We start from the raw sequence: 18883 nt of genomic DNA, 5'->3' as shown, positions 1-18883 counted from the left end.
TGTGTCTTCTTTGCAGCAAACCCGTCTGAATTTATTGACTCATTCCAAAAATATGCTCAATGCATCACTTGACCATGAGTGGCAACGCTACAATGAACTCGATTCTGTTTGGCTTGAGATGTTGGAAAACGCTTCAAAAGAATTTGGCGAACAGTTGGATGATATCGGTGCTGAACTGATGTCGGATAATGAAAAGATTCGCGAAAATATTCAGCGTGCCCAACAGTCACTGTTATCGGAGCTGGAAAAGGAAACCCAGAAATTCAGTTCGGTTAAGTCTTATTTGAAATAAATGTTGCCAAAATTTTGACATCTATGTAAAACCCGTATATAAAGGTCGTAGGTGTCAAATTAATGTAAATGGCGATCAATGTCTGAAGATATCTTTGCTTCGCTCGTCGGCAGTGGCTCGGCGATGCAACAAGTCAAAAAACTTATTCTACAAGTAGCGCAAACCGATGCGACGGTTTTGATTCTAGGTGAATCCGGAACCGGTAAAGAAGTCGTCGCCCAAGCGCTTCACAATGCTTCTTCCCGTTCTAATAAAGCGTTTATTCCAATCAACTGCGGTGCGATCCCTGGTGAATTGCTGGAAAGCGAGCTTTTTGGTCATGAAAAAGGAGCCTTTACCGGCGCTATCACTGCTCGTAAAGGTCGCTTTGAAATGGCTGAAAAAGGTTCGATTTTTCTCGATGAAATCGGTGATATGCCTTTGCCGATGCAGGTGAAATTATTACGGGTGCTCCAAGAACGTATTTACGAACGTGTCGGTGGCAATAAAAGCTTTGAGTGTGATGTGCGCGTGATTGCGGCAACCCATCGCAATCTGGAAGACAATATTGCTGACGGTAATTTCCGCGAGGATCTGTTTTACCGTTTGAATGTTTTTCCTATCGAAATGCCGGCGCTACGCGAGCGTCCGGAAGATATTCCGGAGTTGATTGAATTCATGTTCTCACGTATCGCTGCCAGTGGCCGTAAGATTCCTGACTTGTCCGAAAAAGCGTTGCTGGCTTTACAAAATTATCAATGGCCCGGCAATGTTCGCGAGTTGGGTAATTTAAGTGAACGCCTATCCATTCTGTTTCCCGGGTTGAAGGTTGATTATGATGACCTGCCGGTAAAGTATCAGGTTGAGCTGGATGAAAATGCCAGTTTGCTGGTGGCAGAAAAAGTCTCAGCAGAAATTGCCGTCCCATCGGCGCAAAGCGCTAATGACCAATCGCCAGTAAACAACGATGAAACAGCCTCGCAAACGGTTCAAGCCGAGCCTGCGGCAATCGATAGCAGTCTTTCAATGGGCGCCCCGAATCTGGAAGACGGTTTGGATTTAAAGTCTTATCTGGTAGAAATGGAAATCCAACTGATTCAGAAAGCGCTTAATCAAACCGAAGGCAATGTTTCCCAAGCGGCGAAACTGTTGCAGACCAATCGCACCACCTTGGTGGAAAAAATACGCAAGTATGAGTTGAGTTAGGGGTTGTAGTGGCAGAGTTAACCGGTACAGAGCAGCAAGCACGATTAGATGAGCTAGAAGCAGCTTTTGAACTGTTTAATCAGACCTCCATGCAGTTGACCCATTCTTATGAGTCATTGCAACATCAGGTCGAGCAATTACAAACTCAGCTGGAACAGAGCGACCAGGAAAAAAAGCAGGTTGCCGATCACCTGAGCCGTTTGCTGGAACTGCTTCCTGCCGGTGTCATAGTATTAAACAATCAATCCGAAGTCATAGAGATGAATCCGAGTGCCAAAAAGATACTCGGCGATGACGCTTTACACCGTGATTGGGAAGTGGTTATGCGCAATGTCTTTTTAAGCCGCAATGATGCCGGTGAGTTGATCGCTCATGATGACTCTATTTACCAGCTTTCCGAAACACCGGTCGATCAAACGAAAAATCGTATCCTTCTTATTCATGATGTGACATCGGCTCGCCGCCTCCAAGAACATGTCAATCGTCATCAGCGTTTGCATTCTATGGGGGAGATGGCGGCATCACTGGCGCATCAAATTCGTACCCCCTTAGCGTCAGCACTGCTTTATGTGTCGCAAATGGACTCATCCCAGCTGGATGACGTCAGCCGGAAGAAATTCGCCGACAAGGCCTTAAGAAGCCTGAATCATTTGGAATCCTTGGTCAAAGATATGTTGCAGTACGCCAAAGGCGGCAAGGGCAGCGATAAGGCGATCGAGTTGCAAACATTGGTCAGCGAGTTGCAGCATGGGGTTGAACCGCGTATCAAAATGTCCGACAGCCAGATTCGATTTAATGCGTTTGTACCGGGGTTAACGGTTATGGGCGACAAAGACGCTTTGATTACCGCTTTGCAAAACTTGGTCAATAACGCGATCGATATCGTTGGCAGCAAAGCGCAAGTCGAGGTGACGGTCAATAAGCTGCCCAACAAGCGCGTAGATATCGTGATTCACGATAAGGGGCCGGGGATTGAAACGGAGCGTCTGGAAAAGATTTTTGAGCCTTTTTATACCAGCCGAGCAAAGGGGACAGGTTTAGGTTTGGCCGTGGTTCGAGCGATCGCCGAGGCACATGGTGGTGAAGTTTGGGTTAAATCAATTGTGGGTTTTGGTTCCCAGTTTGGTTTACGCTTGCCGTTGATGGGTGAGCAATAATAATGAAATCGAATCAAGTTACGTTTACTGGATTACATAACAAATAAAATTGTTAAAAGAGGTCTCTGATGAGCATTGCAAAAATTTTAGTTGTCGAAGATGACGCTGTATTGCAGGAAGCGTTGGTCGATACTTTGAGCATTCATGGTTTCGAGGTCATTAGTGTCAGCAATGCAGAAGATGCCCTTAAGGCGTTAAAAGATGATATCGGCATGGTGTTTAGCGATATTCGCATGGACGGCATGGACGGCTATACTCTAATGACAAAAATTCGTGCCGCTAAGCCTTATTTGCCGATTGTCTTGATGACTGCCTACGGTACTATCGAGCAGGCCGTCGATGCGATGAAAGCCGGCGCGGTGGATTATATCGTCAAACCCTTTGAAGCCAATGTCTTGGTAGAAAAGGCCAAGGCGTATTTTAATCGCGACGCATCTCAAGAAGATGATTTTATTGCCGCTGATCCGGCGACCCAGCAGTTGAAAACCATGGCGAAAAAGGTCGCTGAAAGTGACGCCAGTGTGATGATTGGTGGGGAAAGTGGAACCGGTAAAGAAGTGCTGGCACGTTATATTCATTTGCAGTCGGCAAGAGCTAAGCAGCCGTTTGTTGCGATTAACTGTGCAGCCATACCTGAGACCATGCTTGAAGCTACTTTGTTCGGTTATGAAAAAGGTGCCTTTACCGGTGCGATGAAATCCATGCCCGGTAAGTTTGAACAGGCACAGGGGGGTACGATTTTCTTGGACGAGATCGGCGAAATGCAGATCGACCTGCAGGCAAAAATTTTGCGTGTTTTACAGGAAAAGGAAGTGGAGCGACTTGGTAGCACCAAAGCGGTTAATTTGGATGTGCGAGTGTTAAGTGCTTCAAATATCGATATGAAACAGGCGATTAGCGAGAATAAATTCCGTGAGGATCTGTTTTATCGTCTGAATGTTTTTCCGATGCGCCTATCGCCGTTACGTGAAAGACCAAGAGATATTGCCGCGATTGCGGAACGATTGATTGAGCGCCATTGCGGCAGTAATCGTGTGCAACCGATGATATCGGCTCAGGCAATGAAGCGTTTAATTGAATACCGTTGGCCGGGCAATATCCGCGAATTGGATAATGTGATCCAACGAGCTTTATTGCTGATGAGCGGTGATACCATCCAGGAACAGAATATTTTATTAGATGACGGTTTTGTCGAGCCTCTAACGCAGAAGCAAAGCAGCGTGATGAGCGGGCAGGGCGATGAAGCTGGCGAGGCTAAAGAGTTTTCGATAAGTGATGAAGAGTTGCCACTGGATTTAAAAGCCAGAGAAACGCACTTGATATTAGAAACCTTGCGTCAGAATGACGGTCATCGTCAAAAAACGGCTGAAGCATTAAATATCAGTCCGAGAACTTTGCGCTATAAGATTGCTAAACTGAAAGAGCAGGGGGTAGAAGTTCCTTAAAACCTGCTGTTATCGGCCGTTTTACTAAAGAGTTTAGCGAACTGTTGAAAAAATGACGCAAAAATGGCATATCAATTGCTGAAATGCCAAGCATAACTATGTGATAATGGTTGCATACTCTTTAGAATTAACGACACAGCGTATTATCAGGCAGGTTTTTCGCCACTAATACCAAGGTAAAATGCTTTATTTGGAGTTTAATTAACTTATGAGCCAAATTGATACTCAAAGTTTAATGTTACAGATGCGTTCACTGGCAGCGCAGGCGCAATCTCAGCCTGTCGAAAAGGTGACAGAATCTGCCGACTCCGGATTGCAAAAAGCGGATAACTTTGCCGACCTGCTGGTCCAGTCGGTAAATGCCGTAAATGCAGAACAGCAAAAATCTGGTGCAATGAAAAAAGCATTCGAAAGTGGTGATCCAGAAGCCGATCTTTCTGAAGTAATGCTTCAAGCACAGAAGGCCAGCTTATCGTTCCAAGCAATGACGCAGGTTCGTAATAAGCTTGTAGAGGCCTATAAAGACATTATTCACATGCCTTTGTAAGCTGAAACGGTCTTAGTGTTGATTTTGAATTAATTTTAAAGATAAGAAGACTTTAACATGGCAGAACCACAAGCCTCCGCAGACAATACTCTTAATGCCGCACCGCCTACCGGCATAGGTTCCGCTTTCCTTAATAATCTTATTTCCCTCTCGGTTGCGAAGCAGATTACGCTCGTTATCGGTATTGCCGCCTCGATCTCGTTGATTGTCGGTCTGTTGATGTGGTCACAAAGCACTTCCTATACCCTTTTGTTCGGTAGTGTCGACGCCAAGGACATGAACGAGATTGTCCAGACCCTTGAGCAAGAAGGCGTTGAATACAAGCTTGAGCAGTCTAGCGGCGGTATTTTGGTGCCGACCGATTTGGTTCATCCGTTACGCCTTAAATTAGCCGCGGCAGGTTATCCGAAACAGGCGCCAACCGGTTATCAGATTCTTGATGTCGAACAAGGCTTCGGTATTTCCCAATTCAAAGAGACGACCCGTTATCACCGTGCCTTGGAAGGCGAGTTATCCAAGTCGGTCGCCAGTATCAATGCGGTCAAATCCGCAAGAGTCATGCTCGGTTTGCCAAAACGTTCGGTGTTTGTCCGTAAAGAGCAAAAACCTTCCGCTTCGGTTGTGGTTAAGCTTTACCCTGGACGCAGTCTGAACGAAGAGCAGGTCAGTGCGATTGTCTATTTGGTTGCTTCGAGTATTCCAAATATGGAAACCAAAGGGGTTACCGTTGTCGATCAGCACGGTAATCTGCTTACCGGTGACCATACTTCGGGCGGCATGATTAATATGAGCATGAAGCAGCTCGACTATACCCGTCAGGTCGAAGAAACCCTTTCAAACCGTATTATTCGTTTATTGGCGCCAATTGTCGGCGGTGAGGACAAGGTCAGAGCCCAGGTAACGGCTGAGCTTGATTTCACCCAGCAAGAACAGACGCGTGAGAATTATGAGCCGGATCCGGAAGCGGTACGTTCGGAGCAGGAAATCAAAGAGATCAATCGTAATGATGGACCGACCGGGGTGCCGGGAGCTCTTACCAACCAGCCGCCACGTGCCGGTCTGGCACCGGAGCAAGGTTATACCCCAGGCGGCGATCCAAACCTGAAAAGCTCGAGTGAAAAGAAAACAAAAAACTACGAGTTGGATCGTACGGTTAGCCATATTAAAAACGCGGTAGGCAATATTCACCGTTTATCGGTCGCGGTGGTTTTGGATGACAAGACCAGTCTTGCCGATAATGGTGATATTGTCCGTGAACAGATTAGTGATGAAGAGCTATTGCGTTACCGACAGCTGGTAAGTGATACCGTCGGTTTGGATGAAACACGTGGTGATACCTTGAGTGTGGTCAATGCCTCATTTGTCAAGGCGCCGGAAGAAGAAATGCCTGCGATGCCAATCTGGCAGGAAGCCTGGTTCTGGGATTTGGTCAAGCAAGTATTGGCCGGTCTAGCGGTACTGCTGGTTATCTTCGGTGTGATTCGTCCGATGCTCAGAGACTTGAACAGCAAGCAGGAAGCTTATCTGGAATATCCTGAAGATGTACCGGATGAAGAGGAAGAGCTGGAAAATGTGGATGAAATTTCTAAAGCGCTTGAACAGATGAATGAAGAAGTTGAGCAAACCGCTCAAGAGTCCGAAGCGGAATCCGAAGCGGAGCATCAGTTGCTCGAAAAAGTTCGCAGTATTGTTGCTGAAGATCCACGTGTCGCGGCACACGTTATCAAGCAGTGGTTAGCAGGAGAGTAATATGGCCGATTCCGTTTTAGAAGAAGTTATCGATATTCCTAATATGGATAAAGCGGCTATTTTGCTGCTGTCTCTTGGTAAGGAAACTGCTGCTAATGTATTAAAGCATTTGAATCCTAGGGAAGTGCAGATGGTCGGTTCTGCGATGACGGCGGTTGACTCGGTCAGTCATCGTGAAATTCACCATGTTATGGCCTCGTTCTTAGATGAAATCGGTGAAGATGCCTTGGGGGTGGATCCAAGCGAATTTGCTCAATCTTTGATGGCTTCGGCTCTTGGAGAGGGTGGCGGTCACCTTATGGATGCGGCTTTATTGGGTGATCAGGTTAAAGGCTTGGAAGCCTTGAAATGGCAGCATCCTTCGACCATTGCCAATATGCTGCGTAACGAACACCCTCAGGTGGTGGCGATTGTCTTGTCCTATTTCGATTCAGATCAAGCCGCCGAAGTGCTTCGTGGTATTCCGGAACGATTCCAGTCTGAAGTTATCTATCGTATTGCGACTTTGACAACCATTCAACCGCGAGCATTATTCGACTTGAACGATGTCCTGGAAAACGCCTCCAGTGATGGTGAAGGCGGTAAGTTGGCGACCATTGGTGGTGAGAAACGTGCTGCTGAAATCCTTAACTTGGTGGGCAGTGGTGTTGACTCGCGTATTCTTGACGATATCGCCATCGAACACGAAGAAATCAGTAAAGCCATTCAAGACAAGATGTTTGTCTTTGATGATATTAAAGGTATCGATGACCGCGGTGTGCAAACACTTGTCGGTGAAGTGCCTAGTGATGTACTTGTGGTGGCTCTTAAGGGAGCCGATAAAGAGCTTAAAGAGAAGTTCCTATCCAATCTATCGAAACGTCAGGCGGATATTATGCGTGATGATCTGGAAACCGGTGGTCCGGTCAAACTCAGTGCGGTCGAAGATGCGCAGCGTAGTATTATCCAGACTGTTCGTCGCCTAGCGGATGAGGAGAAGATTATGATGCCAGGTGGTGCTGAGGAGTTCGTCTAAATGAGCGAGCAAGCGTTGTCTGCTCAGAATGTTGAATCAGAGCAAGCCGAAGTTGCTGAAGAGCTTGTCGGTACTGACGAAGAGCAGCCTCAGGTAGTCAATCGCCTTTTACGCGGCGATGAAATTGACGCGCCTAATATTTCAACTTGGCAGTTATCGAGTTTTGCTGAGGAAAAAAAAGCCAAACAGGAAGAGCTTTCGCAAAAGGCTTATGAAAAATTTCATGATGAATATGAGCCTAAGTTTCAGCAACAGGCCGAGCTTTTAAAGAAAGAGGCTTATGATCAGGCTTTTCAAAAAGGTTATGAAGAAGGTCTAGAAAAAGGTTTGGTTGAAGGGCGACAAAAAGGTGAAGGCGAAGCTAAGCAGCAGGTAATGGATAACCTGCTTCCTAAGGTGGAACAGTTTGAAGAATTACTTTCTTCAATTAAGAAACCCTATCAGGTGATTGAGGAAAAAGTTTATTCAGAATTGGTTGAGTTTGCTTTACATATTGCTAAAACGGTCATTCATAAGAGTGTTGATGAGCATAAGGACTGGGTGCTCCAGGCCGTTAAGGATGCGGTGCTGGTATTGCCGGAATCGGAAGGTAAGATTGAGGTCTTTTTGCATCCGGATGATCTGGCCTTTTTACAGATTTCCAAACCCTCGATTTCCGAAAACTGGATGTTGCGCGAAAACCATCAGCTGCAACAGGGAACCTGTTTGGTTAAGCAAGATTATTCTACGGTTATGAACAGTTGGATTTCACGTTTTGATGAAGTCGCCGAACAGTTGAAGGATGCGGTGGAAGTCGAACAAAATGCCGAGTTCGAGATTGCTGCAATTGAACCGGAAAATCAGACGGACAATGGTTCGGCTGAGCAGCAAACGGCAACAAATTAATTTTCTTATTCAGTCTGGTGGCTGATGATTTCATATATTTACCCTTTCTAAATTTTTCTTTGTCAGTTAAAGGTTGTATCAATAGGTTGACTTATGCAGTGGCAACAAACGCTTAATGACAATTTGAAAGAAAAGCTGCAGCATTTGCATCACAGCAGCATCAAGGCCAAGCCATTAAAAGTCGCCGGCCGTCTGGTGCGTATGGTCGGTATGACTTTAGAGGTTGTCGGAACCTTTGCGCCGATCGGTTCCCGTTGCCAGATTATGCGTGGCGTTGATTTACCGCCGATCGAGGCCGAGGTAGTCGGTTTTCATGATGGTCGCCTGTTTTTAATGCCGATTGGTGATACTCAGGGTTTGTCGCCAAATGCCGAAGTGTTGCCGGTTGAAGGCGGTGTGAAAGTCGGGGTGGGACCGAATATGCTCGGCAGAGTCATTGACGGCTCCGGTGCGCCTTTAGATGGTTTGGGGCCTATTGAAGCCGCCGCATATGTGTCATTAAGCGGTGAAAGAATTAACCCGCTTAGCCGCCACCCGATTACCGAACCATTAGATGTCGGTATTAAGGCGATCAATGGTCTGCTTACCTTGGGCAAAGGTCAGCGTGTCGGCTTAATGGCTGGAACCGGGGTTGGTAAAAGTGTCTTGCTTGGTATGATGACCCGTTATACCGATGCCGATATTGTAGTGGTCGGCTTGGTTGGTGAGCGTGGCCGAGAGGTTAACGAATTTGTCCGCCAGAACCTGGGTGAAGAGGGTTTGAAAAGATCCGTTGTGGTCGCCACGCCTGCTGATGATGCACCTCTTATGCGTTTGCACGGGGCTATGTTGGCAACAGCGATTGCCGAATATTTTCGTGAGAAAGGTCATAATGTTTTACTGTTGATGGATTCTTTGACGCGTTTTGCCCAAGCGCAGCGTGAAATCGCTTTGGCGGTCGGCGAGCCGCCCGCCAGCAAAGGCTATCCGCCTTCGGTATTTGCAAAATTGCCGCAATTAGTGGAACGTGCCGGTAATGGTAAAAGTGGCGGTGGCTCTATTACCGCTATCTACACGGTTTTAGCCGAAGGGGATGATCAATCCGATCCGATTGTCGATTCGGCTCGTGGTGTTTTGGATGGGCATATAGTGTTATCCCGTCAAATTGCCGATAGTGGACGTTATCCGGCTATCGATGTTGAATCCTCGGTAAGTCGAGTCATGGTTGATATTGCTGATGAGCAGCACTTGGCTATGGCAAGACGTTTTAAACAGCTTTATTCAACCTATCAGCAAAACCATGATTTAATCAGTGTTGGAGCTTATCGAAAAGGTTCCGACCCTGAAATTGATCAGGCGATTCAAAAGTATCCTGATTTGAACGGTTATTTATCTCAGGGCATTAAGGATCATTTCTCGGTGGCTGAGTCTATTTCCGGGTTGCAGTCGGTTCTGAATCGATAGCGATCCGCTTTTCTATTATGTGCTAGGTCTTAATTATGCCAAATCGATTACAGCGTCTTCATAAGTTGATAGAGCTTGCCGAGATGGAGTTGGATAAGGCTGGGCAAACTTTTCATTATATGCAAAACAAGCTGGCCACAGAGCAGGGTCAGGTGAACTCATTGCTTGATTATCAAGCCGATTATGCGCAGCAGCCTATCAGTATGGGCGCCATTCCTGCGATTCAGTTGCAAAGTCGTTCCGCTTTTTCCGATAAATTAAACCATGCGATTATCGCTCAACAGCAACAGGTTGAGGAGAGCGAGAAAATGGTTGAAATGGCACAATCAGCCTGGCAGGAAAAGCGCGCAAACCTGAAAGCTCTGCAGGCTTTATATTCTCGTATCGAAAACGCGGAAAATGCACGTATAAATCGTCAAGAGCAAAAATTGATGGATGAGTTGAGTGCGCAAAAATTTTATCAAAATCAACTAAAAGACCGTTAGTTTCCCGCTGTTCTGAAATTGTAGGCATGTATATTGCTATCACCTGATTACTAATCTGTACAGTGAGACAACGCTATGCTTACATCTAATACAAATTCGCAATCAGAGACCTCTGTTTTAGGGCTGATTAACGCCACTACAGCCAGTAACCGTGAATTGTTACCGTCGTCTTTGGCCGATAAGCAGACCAAGTTTTCCAAGTTATTTGCCGACCTTTTGCCGGGTCAAACGGCAATGCGCGCAGGTGGCGGTTTATCGTCGCTCACATCGGATATGGAGTCTTTCAGCAATCAAGCTGTTTCCAAGCAAGAGTGGGCTGATGCGCTGAATGATCTGGTAGCGGCCTATAAGGATTTTATGTCTGAAACCGGGTCTGATAAGGTGCCTCAAGGTGTTTTGTTGGCACAAAATGCAGTGACGAATCTGGCTCGGTTAAATGATGTAAAAGGTTTAAATGAGGTTTTGGCTGATTATGGGGTCACCTCGGTTGATGACTATATGTCACAATCGCTAGCAACGCCATTGCAGGAAAATATTGCCGCAGATGAGTTGAATAGTGCTTTGGATAACAATTTGATTGAATCCTTGGCATCAGCACAAACCCTGCCGACAACACAAGATTCAGCTAAAAAGAATTTAGGGTTTTCAGTATCAGATTTGGTTCACAAGGCATTACATCCGAGTGATGTGAAATCTTATCCAAAGTCCGTTAATGAAAAAGCCGAAGCGATGCGATCAGATCATGTCATTCAGCAACTTGCCACGGTCAGTGTTGACGAGCTTGGCGTAGACGCTACTGATGCGGCTGAGTTGCTTGAGACTGTGGCTATGCCGGCAGAACATAGTGATGATCAGGTTAAAGACGCGATTCAGTCTTTAGGCCAATATATCCGAGACATCGCCAAACAGCATGGTAAACCTGTTGATGCTGATACGCCACGTGTTTCTGTTGCAGATGCAGTGCATGCCTATCAGGCTCAATATGGTCGTGCAATGACACAAACGTCTGAACAGGCGGACACTCTAACAAACCCGATGCAGGGCGAAAATGGCGATACAGCTATGCTGGATGAATCGCTTGGTAATGACATCAATGCGCTGTTAAAGGATTCGTCGGATAATGCTCTTGAGGCCATGAATAAGGTGGTCGAAGCTGATGCACAAAATTCCGTTCAACCAAGCTCTGATATGGACAAGCTTGCCGCTGAAGTGGAGGGTATAGCTAAGATTGGGCAAAGTGAGTCATTAGAAACGCAAGACGATTCTCTTGCCGCCTTGTCAACAACGGTTGAATCAGTCATTGAAAAAGAAGCCGTATCCGTTGATACCTCAAGTTCAGATAAGAGTGTAAAAAATACCTCATTAGAAGACGAACCATTGCAGTCGGTCAATGAATTGGCGAAAAGCCTGCAGCAGAACCATGCCGTAGCCAGTACCCAAGCTGCTTCGGCATCACAAGCGCCAGCTGCTACAGCCAGCCCTTCCGCAAATAGTGTCTCTCAGGCTGCTAGCCAGGCTCAAGCAAACCAAACCGTAACCGCTTGGGGGAATACTCATGCGGACGGTTCGCAGAATGCCTCTTCAAATGGACAGTCGCAACAGCAAAGCTCTCAGCAACAGTCTTCTCAGCAGTGGCAAGCACAACAGCAATTGATTCAGGTGCAAGAAAATCTGCGCAATAAAAGCACTGCCTTGCAACAGCAACAAGCGGTAAAAAATGCTGATGAGCTGGCTAGAGCTGATGCCAATAAAGAGCTATTGGCTACAACCGACACAGGGTCGTTAGAGAGAAGAGCTCAGTTGCCTAACGGATTGCAGTCGATCTCTGTGCCGGTAAGAAGCCCGCAGTGGGGGCAGGCTTTAGGTCAGCGCGTTGTCTTTATGGCAAATAATAATCTACAGCAGGCAAAAATCACCTTGAATCCCGAACACTTAGGGCCTGTTCAGGTGAAGTTGCAGCTTGGCAAAGACCAGCAGATGCACGTCACTATGCATGCTCAACACCTGACTACCCGTGAGGCAATGGAAAATGCGATGCCTAGACTAAAAGAGATGCTCGAACAGGCGGGTATTGATGTCGCCTCGGTGACGGTTGGTGAAGAAGAGTCCTCCAATGATACGGGGTCGGCGTTTGCCGATGCTGAAGATCAGCAGGGCTCTGGTGGGGCTATGGCTGGTTCAGATATCGACGCCGACATCGGCAATGATGAGATGCAAGTAGTCCAGTCCGATAACCTAGTCGACTACTACGCTTAGGAGACATTATGAAAGCTAAAGTATTGTTAACCACCGCTCTTTCATTGTTTGCCGGTGAAGTCTTGGCGGCAGAAAACGGATTGATGGGCATGCAACCTGCAGTATTTGTGATGTTGGTGGTGATTGTTTCGGCAGTAATTGCCGGGGCATTGGTGTATTTGACGGTTTGTAACAAATCACCGGTTTGTGATCAGTCGGAATTGGTCAGGCAGTTGGAGACGCTGATAGAAAATAAAGATCTTGAGTCGCCGATTGCGACCGAGCAAGCCGATCCGAAATTGCTTAAAGCGATTAATTCCGTGCTTGAATTCGCTCAGCAGCAACATGTTAAACAGATGATCGAGACCTCAACTGCAGAGGCAAAGGTAGCCGAACTTGAAGAGCAATTGAATGAAGCTCAGCTGGAGTTGAATAATGCTCACAATATCGAAGCCCCGGTTGCGGTTAGCAGTCTTAATAGTGAAGAGCTAAAAGCCTTAGCGGCCAAATTGGCTGAGCGGTTGTCATTTTTAAGCCAGGACTCCTCAAACGGAATGAGTTCAGCGATTAAGGTCATCGATGAGGTCAGCGGCTTGACGGATGAAGTCACTCAAGCCGCATCGGTGATCAAACAGTTAGAAGAAGACAGTAATAATATCGGTACGGTCCTCGTGTTGATTCGTGATATTGCTGAGCAGACAAATTTATTGGCATTGAATGCGGCCATCGAAGCGGCGCGAGCCGGTGAACATGGGCGTGGTTTTGCCGTAGTCGCCGATGAAGTGCGCATTCTTGCCGGTAAAACCCAGCAGGCGACGACTGAAATTCAGTCAATTATTGAAGAATTACAACAGGGTGCGCAAAATGCGGTCAAGGTTATGGAACATGGTCAGGGTCGTGTCGGCACAACTAAAAATGAAGCAACTCGTGTTAATGACATACTAAACGGTATGGTTGCGGACCTTTCTGAGTTAAAATCTGCGCAAGAAGAGCTAAATGCTCTCGTCGAGCGTTGCTAAAAAGCTAAAAAAATAAAATGATGAACAAAAAGCATAAAGGACAGATTTAATGAAGGCAATACTCGGTACGGTCATTGTATTCGGTAGTTTGCTGGGTGGTTATTTGCCGCACGGTTCTTTCGGTATTTTGATTCAGCCGCTTGAAGTACTTATTATTTGTGGTGGGGCTTTAGGTGCTTATGTTATCGCCAACCCAGGTTGGGTTGTTAAAGCCGGATTCTCCAAGGGCTTTGGTTTGGCGAAACCGCATCATGTCAATAAAGAGCTTTTTATGGAGCTGCTAGGCTTGATGTTTAAAATTTTCAACAAGGCGCGTCGTGAAGGTCTGATGTCAATTGAAAGTGATGTGGAAGAGCCTCATTCCAGTGAATTGTTCAATAGTGCGCCAAAGGTGGTTGCAGACCATCATGCGGTGGATTTTATTTGTGACTATCTGCGTTTAATGATCAGTGGCGCGAGTAACCCTTATCAGCTTGAAGATCTGATGATCTTGGAAATGGACACTCATCACCATGAGGCATTAATGCCAAGTGCGGCGGTGGGTAAAGTGGCAGAAGCTCTGCCTGCTTTCGGTATCGTGGCGGCGGTATTGGGTATCGTTATTACCATGAGTTATCTGGATGCCGGGCCAATGGAAATCGCCCATCATATGTCGGTGGCCTTGATTGGTACTTTCTTGGGTATTTTGGTGGCTTATGGTGTGGTTGCACCGATTTCATCGGAATTGGCTAACCGAGCGGAAATGGAAGGCGCGTTTTACAATGTCATTAAAACTTGTTTGATGGCCAACCTAAATGGTTATGCACCACAAATTGCGGTAGAGTTTGGGCGTAAGGCCATACCTGGGAATGAACGTCCAAGCTTTATGGAAGTAGATGAATTTCTGCAGACGCAAAAATAAACATTTTAGTAGTATAGAAACTTAACCCTAGGCTTTGTCTATGAGTGACGATCAATCCATAATCATTAAGCGCCTCAACAAGTGCCCTCATGTCGCTCACGGTGGTGCTTGGAAAATTGCCTTTGCCGATTTTATGACGGCGGCGATGGCGTTTTTCCTGATGCTATGGATTTTGGGTGGAACCAATGACGAAGAAATGAAGGCGATGGCGGAATATTTTCGTGATCCGACCGTGATTGAAGCTTCTCCGCAAGTGTTGATTGAATCCAATGAAGCCGGACGAACTTCCGATGCGATGATAGACATGGGAGGTTTTAAGGACTCGCCGCAAGGTGAGGGCGGTGAAAAAGACAGCAATGGTAAAGCCGAAGAGACTCAGCAGATGGAGTTGATGAAGCAGAAGCTGGAAGAGAAAATCGAGCAAAGCGCTTCCTTAAATCAATTAAAAGAACAGCTAAAGATCGATGTCACGCCAAATGGATTGCAGGTGCAGATCCTCGATGATCGTAAGCGGCCGATGTTTGGTTCCGGAGTCGATATTCCAAAAGCATATGCGATGGACTTATTGCGAGAAGTGGGTAAGGTGCTGGCGACGACTAATAATAAAATAAGTATTGCCGGGCATACGGACTCATCTGGATATCACAGTAATTCTGAGTATACTAACTGGGAGCTATCGGCAGACCGAGCCAATGCGGCAAGAAGATTGCTTTTAGAGGGTGGAGTCAAGATAGAACGAATTGCGCAAGCGGTGGGAATGGCCGATACAGTGCCGTTTGATAAGGAGAATCCTTATAATCCGCGCAATCGTCGTATCAGTATTGTCGTGCTCAATAAAGAGGCTGAACAGCGTTTGAACAGTTTAAATAATGTTGAAAGTGCGCAAGACTTGGAACAGCAGATGAGATTAGGAACACAAGCTAATATTCAGTGATAGAGGGAAAGGAAGGTTATGGCTGAAGAAGAAACAGAAGAAAAAAAGAAAGGCGGTAAAGGCTTAATTATTGCTCTATTGGTAGTTGTCATTCTTTTGCTGGTGGGGGTTGCCGTACTGGCTGTAATGCTGCTTACCGGCGGTGACAAGTCTGCTAACGCCAATGGCGCTAATGCCGAAATGCATGGCTCGGCCGAGCATGGTGATGAAGCCGATGCAAATAACAAGGCGAAAACTTATTCGCCTAAATACAAACAGTTTGAACCACCGGCTCCGGAATCGCCGCCAAGTTATTTCACCATGGATAAATTTGTGGTGAACTTTAATGGTGATGGACAGGCTAAGTTTTTAGCGGTCGATTTGAAGTTTATGTCCTATTATTCTCAGCTGGTCGGCGATGGCGGGGATATGGAGTACCTGCGTCCGATTTTGAAAAACGATATTGAGCGTTTATTGCGCAACCAGCACTATAACGACTTGATTAAACCGGACGGTCCTGATGCTTTGCGTGCGGAGATTCTCAAGGTGACACGCAGTGTGCTTGAAAAGCACAATATTTACCCAGATTTGATCGAAGACGTTTATATGACGCGTTTCGTAATGCAATAAGGTTTATGCATGGATGATATTTTAAGCCAAGATGAAGTCGATGCCCTTTTAAAAGGGATGGGCGGCGGTGATATTGATACCGAGGACGATGATCTAGCCGGTGGTCAAGGTGCCAAAGTCTATGACTTTACCAATCAGGAGCGAATTGTTCGTGGTCGCTTGCCGGCTTTGGATATTATCAATGAACGTTTTGCTCGTGGCTTCCAGCGTCATTTCAATGAAATGATTATGGCCAGTGTCGAAGTGACAGCCGGCGAAGTTAAAATCATTAAGATGATTGATTATCTTCGCAACCTGTTTGTTCCGACCAGTTTGAATATCTATCGTATTGATCCGTTGAACGGGGTTTCACTATTCACATTGGATTCAAAATTGATATTTACCGCCGTAGATATCTATTTTGGTGGTACAGGTTTACTGCCGTTTAAGATTGAAGGGCGTGAATATACCCCGGTCGAAATGAGTATGGTCAGAAGTATTTTGGATATTACTTCTGAGAATATGCGCAAGGCCTGGGGGCCGGTAATGGATATTGAAATCGAGTATATGCACTCGGAGATGAATCCAAAGTTTGCTGGTATTGTCGACCCTACAGATATGATTGTCGTCAGTCCTATCAATGTTCGTTTTGAAGGGGTTGAGGGGCGCGTCGATATTGTTATGCCTTATTCAATGCTTGAACCCGTTCGTGACAAGCTTGAAGAGGGTATGCAAAACCTTCAGGGTGAAAGTGATAACCGTTGGTCACGCACCCTGAAAGAGGAAGCGAAAAACATTGAAATCAACTTAAGTGCGAATTTGGTTGATTTGCATATGAATGTCAGTGATCTGATGAAAATGCAGAAAGGCGATATTATTCCGTTTGAAATGCCTAAGTCCGTCACAATTAGAGCCGAAGAAATTGCCATTATGCATGGTAAGTTAGGCCAAAGTAACGATAAGAAAGCGGTGCAGGTTGAGAAGATTCTTCACCACCCGGCTTATCAAGAAAAAACCGTAGAGAATGTTAAGGAGTGGTTTGATGAGTGAATCCGATGATCTAGATGCATGGGGTGATGCATTGGCTGAGCAGGCTGATGCCGCGGATATACCCGAACCCGACACTCAAGAAGTCGACTGGGGTGACTTATCAGCACAAATGGGCAGCGAGGATGTCAGCTCGGCGGCTTTTGATGAGCTAACCGGTGAAGGTGGCGGCAGTAAAAGTAAGGTAGACTTGGATGTTTTAATGGATATCCCCGTGACCTTGCAGTTGGAGATTGGGCGAGCTAAGGTATCTATCCGTAACCTATTGTCTTATACTCAGGGGTCGGTTATTGAGATGGATCGTTTAGCCGGTGAGCCGCTTGATCTGTTGGTCAATGGAACCTTGATTGCTCATGGTGAGGTCGTGGTTATCAATGATAAGTTCGGTGTGCGTCTAACGGATGTTGTAAGCCCTCAAGAACGCATCAAAAAACTTCGTTAATCACCGACCGTTTAATAAGTAATTCATAATTGAATAGATAAACACGATGAAAAAAGTTCTGACTTTGATATTTCTGCCGCTGATGATCTTGGCCTCACCCCAGGTCTGGGCTGAAAGCGTACAGGTCGGCGAAAAGGTAGCTCAGCCGAGCGAGTATTTCGGTCAGATTATGATTTCCCTGCTACTTGTCTTACTGATTATTTTTATCTCCGCCTGGTTACTCCGTCGTTATGGACGCTTCCCTGGCGTGGCGCAAGGCAATATGAAGGTGCTGGGCGCCTTATCTGTCGGACAGCGTGAGCGCATTATGCTGATTCAGGTTGGCAAGGAACAAATTGTTGTTGGCGTAACCAGTAGTCGAATCAGCACGCTGCATCAGCTTGAAGAACCGGTTGAAGTAAAGGATAATGAAACCAACGTCGCGTTAGGCAGCCCGTTTGCCAAGCGTTTGCAAGAGGCATTAACAAAGCGCAAGGATAGTCAAAATCAACGTGAAGATAATTAAATTTTCGTTTTTTCTTAGTCTATCTCTATTTCCCATTCTCAGCTGGGCCATGCCGGGTATTCCCGCTTTTACTGTAGAAACCGATGCAACAGGTAATCAAGACTACAGTCTGACCATTCAAATTCTGCTCTTAATGACTGGCTTAACGCTGTTGCCAGCGGTATTGATAGCGACCACATCTTTTTTACGTATCGTTATTGTGCTGGCTTTGTTGCGTCAGGCTTTGGGTACGATGCAGACGCCATCAAATCAGGTCTTGGTCGGTCTAGCACTGTTTTTGACGATGTTTATTATGGCGCCGGTTCTTGATAAAGTTTACACGCAGGCTATCTCTCCCTATCTGGATGAGCAAATCCAGTTTAAAGAAGCCTTGGAATTGGGGTCTAAACCCATGCATCAGTTTATGTTGCAGCAAACCCGAGAAGATGATTTGGGGATGTTTGCGGAAATGGCCGGTATTACCTTGACCGAACCGGAAAGCGTGCCATTCAAAGTCTTGGTGCCGGCGTTTATGACCAGTGAATTGAAAACCGCTTTTCAGATCGGTTTTATGATATTTATCCCTTTTTTGATTATCGATCTGGTGGTAGCCAGTCTGTTGATGTCGATGGGTATGATGATGCTATCGCCGATGATTATTTCGCTACCATTTAAATTAATGCTGTTTGTTTTGATTGATGGCTGGGCCTTGGTGGTTGGAACCCTTGCCAACAGTTTCGTTGTTCCCGGAGGTGTCTGATGCAACAGGAGTTGGTACTGACAATTGGACAAAGAATGCTCGAGGTGACCGCAATGCTGGCAGCACCGTTGCTGGTTCCCGCGCTGCTGGTAGGTTTATTGGTCGGTATGTTTCAGGCGGCCACACAGATTAACGAAATGACATTGAGTTTTATTCCAAAGCTGGCCATTGTCGGCATAGCTTTGGTAATAGCAGGCCCTTGGATGCTGACTTTGTTAATTTCGTTTACGCAAGAGCTCTATCAGAATATCCCTGCCATGATAGGCTAAG

At 46.2% G+C, this 18883-nt stretch carries 20 protein-coding genes; all 20 read left to right on the top strand.

The features are described from left to right. The first annotated feature begins 1 nt into the window (after position 1). A complete protein-coding gene (locus tag FE785_RS07350; RefSeq protein WP_138565133.1) occupies positions 2 to 292 on the top strand; it encodes a hypothetical protein in 291 nt (96 codons plus the stop codon). Between the two features lie 78 nt (positions 293 to 370). After that, positions 371 to 1477, top strand: coding sequence for a sigma-54 interaction domain-containing protein (locus FE785_RS07345; protein WP_138565132.1), 1107 nt, complete (start codon positions 371 to 373; stop codon positions 1475 to 1477). Positions 1478 to 1485: 8 nt separating this feature from the next. Beyond that, positions 1486 to 2634: a sensor histidine kinase gene (locus FE785_RS07340; protein ID WP_238696236.1), complete on the top strand. Its 1149-nt coding sequence runs from the start codon at positions 1486 to 1488 to the stop codon at positions 2632 to 2634. A 68-nt stretch (positions 2635 to 2702) separates the two neighbouring features. Next, complete coding sequence (locus FE785_RS07335) at positions 2703 to 4079, top strand: sigma-54-dependent transcriptional regulator (protein WP_138565131.1); 1377 nt, start codon at positions 2703 to 2705, stop codon at positions 4077 to 4079. A 208-nt stretch (positions 4080 to 4287) separates the two neighbouring features. Then, positions 4288 to 4626: a flagellar hook-basal body complex protein FliE gene (gene fliE / locus FE785_RS07330; RefSeq protein ID WP_138565130.1), complete on the top strand. Its 339-nt coding sequence runs from the start codon at positions 4288 to 4290 to the stop codon at positions 4624 to 4626. Between the two features lie 57 nt (positions 4627 to 4683). Then, positions 4684 to 6375: a flagellar basal-body MS-ring/collar protein FliF gene (gene fliF, locus FE785_RS07325; RefSeq protein ID WP_138565129.1), complete on the top strand. Its 1692-nt coding sequence runs from the start codon at positions 4684 to 4686 to the stop codon at positions 6373 to 6375. Between the two features lies 1 nt (position 6376). Continuing rightward, the gene (fliG, locus tag FE785_RS07320) at positions 6377 to 7390 is read left to right on the top strand and encodes a flagellar motor switch protein FliG (protein WP_138565128.1); all 1014 of its coding nucleotides are present in this window, start codon (positions 6377 to 6379) and stop codon (positions 7388 to 7390) included. Then, entirely contained in the window at positions 7391 to 8275 is an 885-nt protein-coding gene (locus FE785_RS07315) for a FliH/SctL family protein (protein WP_138565127.1), read from the top strand. A 93-nt stretch (positions 8276 to 8368) separates the two neighbouring features. After that, on the top strand, positions 8369 to 9718 hold the full coding sequence (gene fliI, locus FE785_RS07310) for a flagellar protein export ATPase FliI (RefSeq protein ID WP_138565126.1): 1350 nt from the start codon (positions 8369 to 8371) through the stop codon (positions 9716 to 9718). Positions 9719 to 9753: 35 nt separating this feature from the next. Then, a complete protein-coding gene (gene fliJ, locus FE785_RS07305) occupies positions 9754 to 10203 on the top strand; it encodes a flagellar export protein FliJ (protein WP_138565125.1) in 450 nt (149 codons plus the stop codon). Between the two features lie 75 nt (positions 10204 to 10278). Continuing rightward, positions 10279 to 12459, top strand: a complete 2181-nt coding sequence (locus FE785_RS07300; protein ID WP_138565124.1) for a flagellar hook-length control protein FliK — start codon at positions 10279 to 10281, stop codon at positions 12457 to 12459. 8 nt (positions 12460 to 12467) lie between these two features. Next, complete coding sequence (locus FE785_RS10950) at positions 12468 to 13457, top strand: methyl-accepting chemotaxis protein (RefSeq protein ID WP_138565123.1); 990 nt, start codon at positions 12468 to 12470, stop codon at positions 13455 to 13457. Positions 13458 to 13506: 49 nt separating this feature from the next. Then, positions 13507 to 14358 carry a flagellar motor stator protein MotA gene (gene motA, locus FE785_RS07290; protein WP_138565122.1) on the top strand — a complete coding sequence of 284 codons (852 nt, stop codon included), beginning with the start codon at positions 13507 to 13509 and terminating at the stop codon, positions 14356 to 14358. A gap of 40 nt (positions 14359 to 14398) precedes the next feature. Then, entirely contained in the window at positions 14399 to 15292 is an 894-nt protein-coding gene (gene motB, locus FE785_RS07285; RefSeq protein WP_138565121.1) for a flagellar motor protein MotB, read from the top strand. Positions 15293 to 15310: 18 nt separating this feature from the next. Next, positions 15311 to 15901 carry a flagellar basal body-associated FliL family protein gene (locus tag FE785_RS07280; protein WP_138565120.1) on the top strand — a complete coding sequence of 197 codons (591 nt, stop codon included), beginning with the start codon at positions 15311 to 15313 and terminating at the stop codon, positions 15899 to 15901. A gap of 9 nt (positions 15902 to 15910) precedes the next feature. Continuing rightward, on the top strand, positions 15911 to 16930 hold the full coding sequence (fliM, locus tag FE785_RS07275) for a flagellar motor switch protein FliM (protein ID WP_138565119.1): 1020 nt from the start codon (positions 15911 to 15913) through the stop codon (positions 16928 to 16930). After that, positions 16923 to 17369: a flagellar motor switch protein FliN gene (fliN, locus tag FE785_RS07270; RefSeq protein WP_138565118.1), complete on the top strand. Its 447-nt coding sequence runs from the start codon at positions 16923 to 16925 to the stop codon at positions 17367 to 17369. Before fliM ends, fliN begins: the two co-directional genes overlap by 8 nt. A gap of 46 nt (positions 17370 to 17415) precedes the next feature. After that, positions 17416 to 17874 (top strand): flagellar biosynthetic protein FliO, encoded by a 459-nt coding sequence (fliO, locus tag FE785_RS07265; RefSeq protein ID WP_138565117.1) that lies wholly within the window; start codon positions 17416 to 17418, stop codon positions 17872 to 17874. Next, on the top strand, positions 17867 to 18613 hold the full coding sequence (gene fliP / locus FE785_RS07260; protein ID WP_420856747.1) for a flagellar type III secretion system pore protein FliP: 747 nt from the start codon (positions 17867 to 17869) through the stop codon (positions 18611 to 18613). The genes fliO and fliP overlap by 8 nt, the downstream gene beginning before the upstream one ends. Beyond that, positions 18613 to 18882, top strand: a complete 270-nt coding sequence (fliQ, locus tag FE785_RS07255; protein ID WP_138565116.1) for a flagellar biosynthesis protein FliQ — start codon at positions 18613 to 18615, stop codon at positions 18880 to 18882. Before fliP ends, fliQ begins: the two co-directional genes overlap by 1 nt. Position 18883: the final 1 nt, after the last annotated feature.

It is taken from the genome of Thiomicrorhabdus sediminis, from assembly GCF_005885815.1.
Taxonomy (GTDB): Bacteria; Pseudomonadota; Gammaproteobacteria; order Thiomicrospirales; family Thiomicrospiraceae; genus Thiomicrorhabdus; species Thiomicrorhabdus sediminis.
Note: the sequence above shows the minus strand (reverse complement) of the source record. Positions and strands in the feature narration are given on the sequence as shown.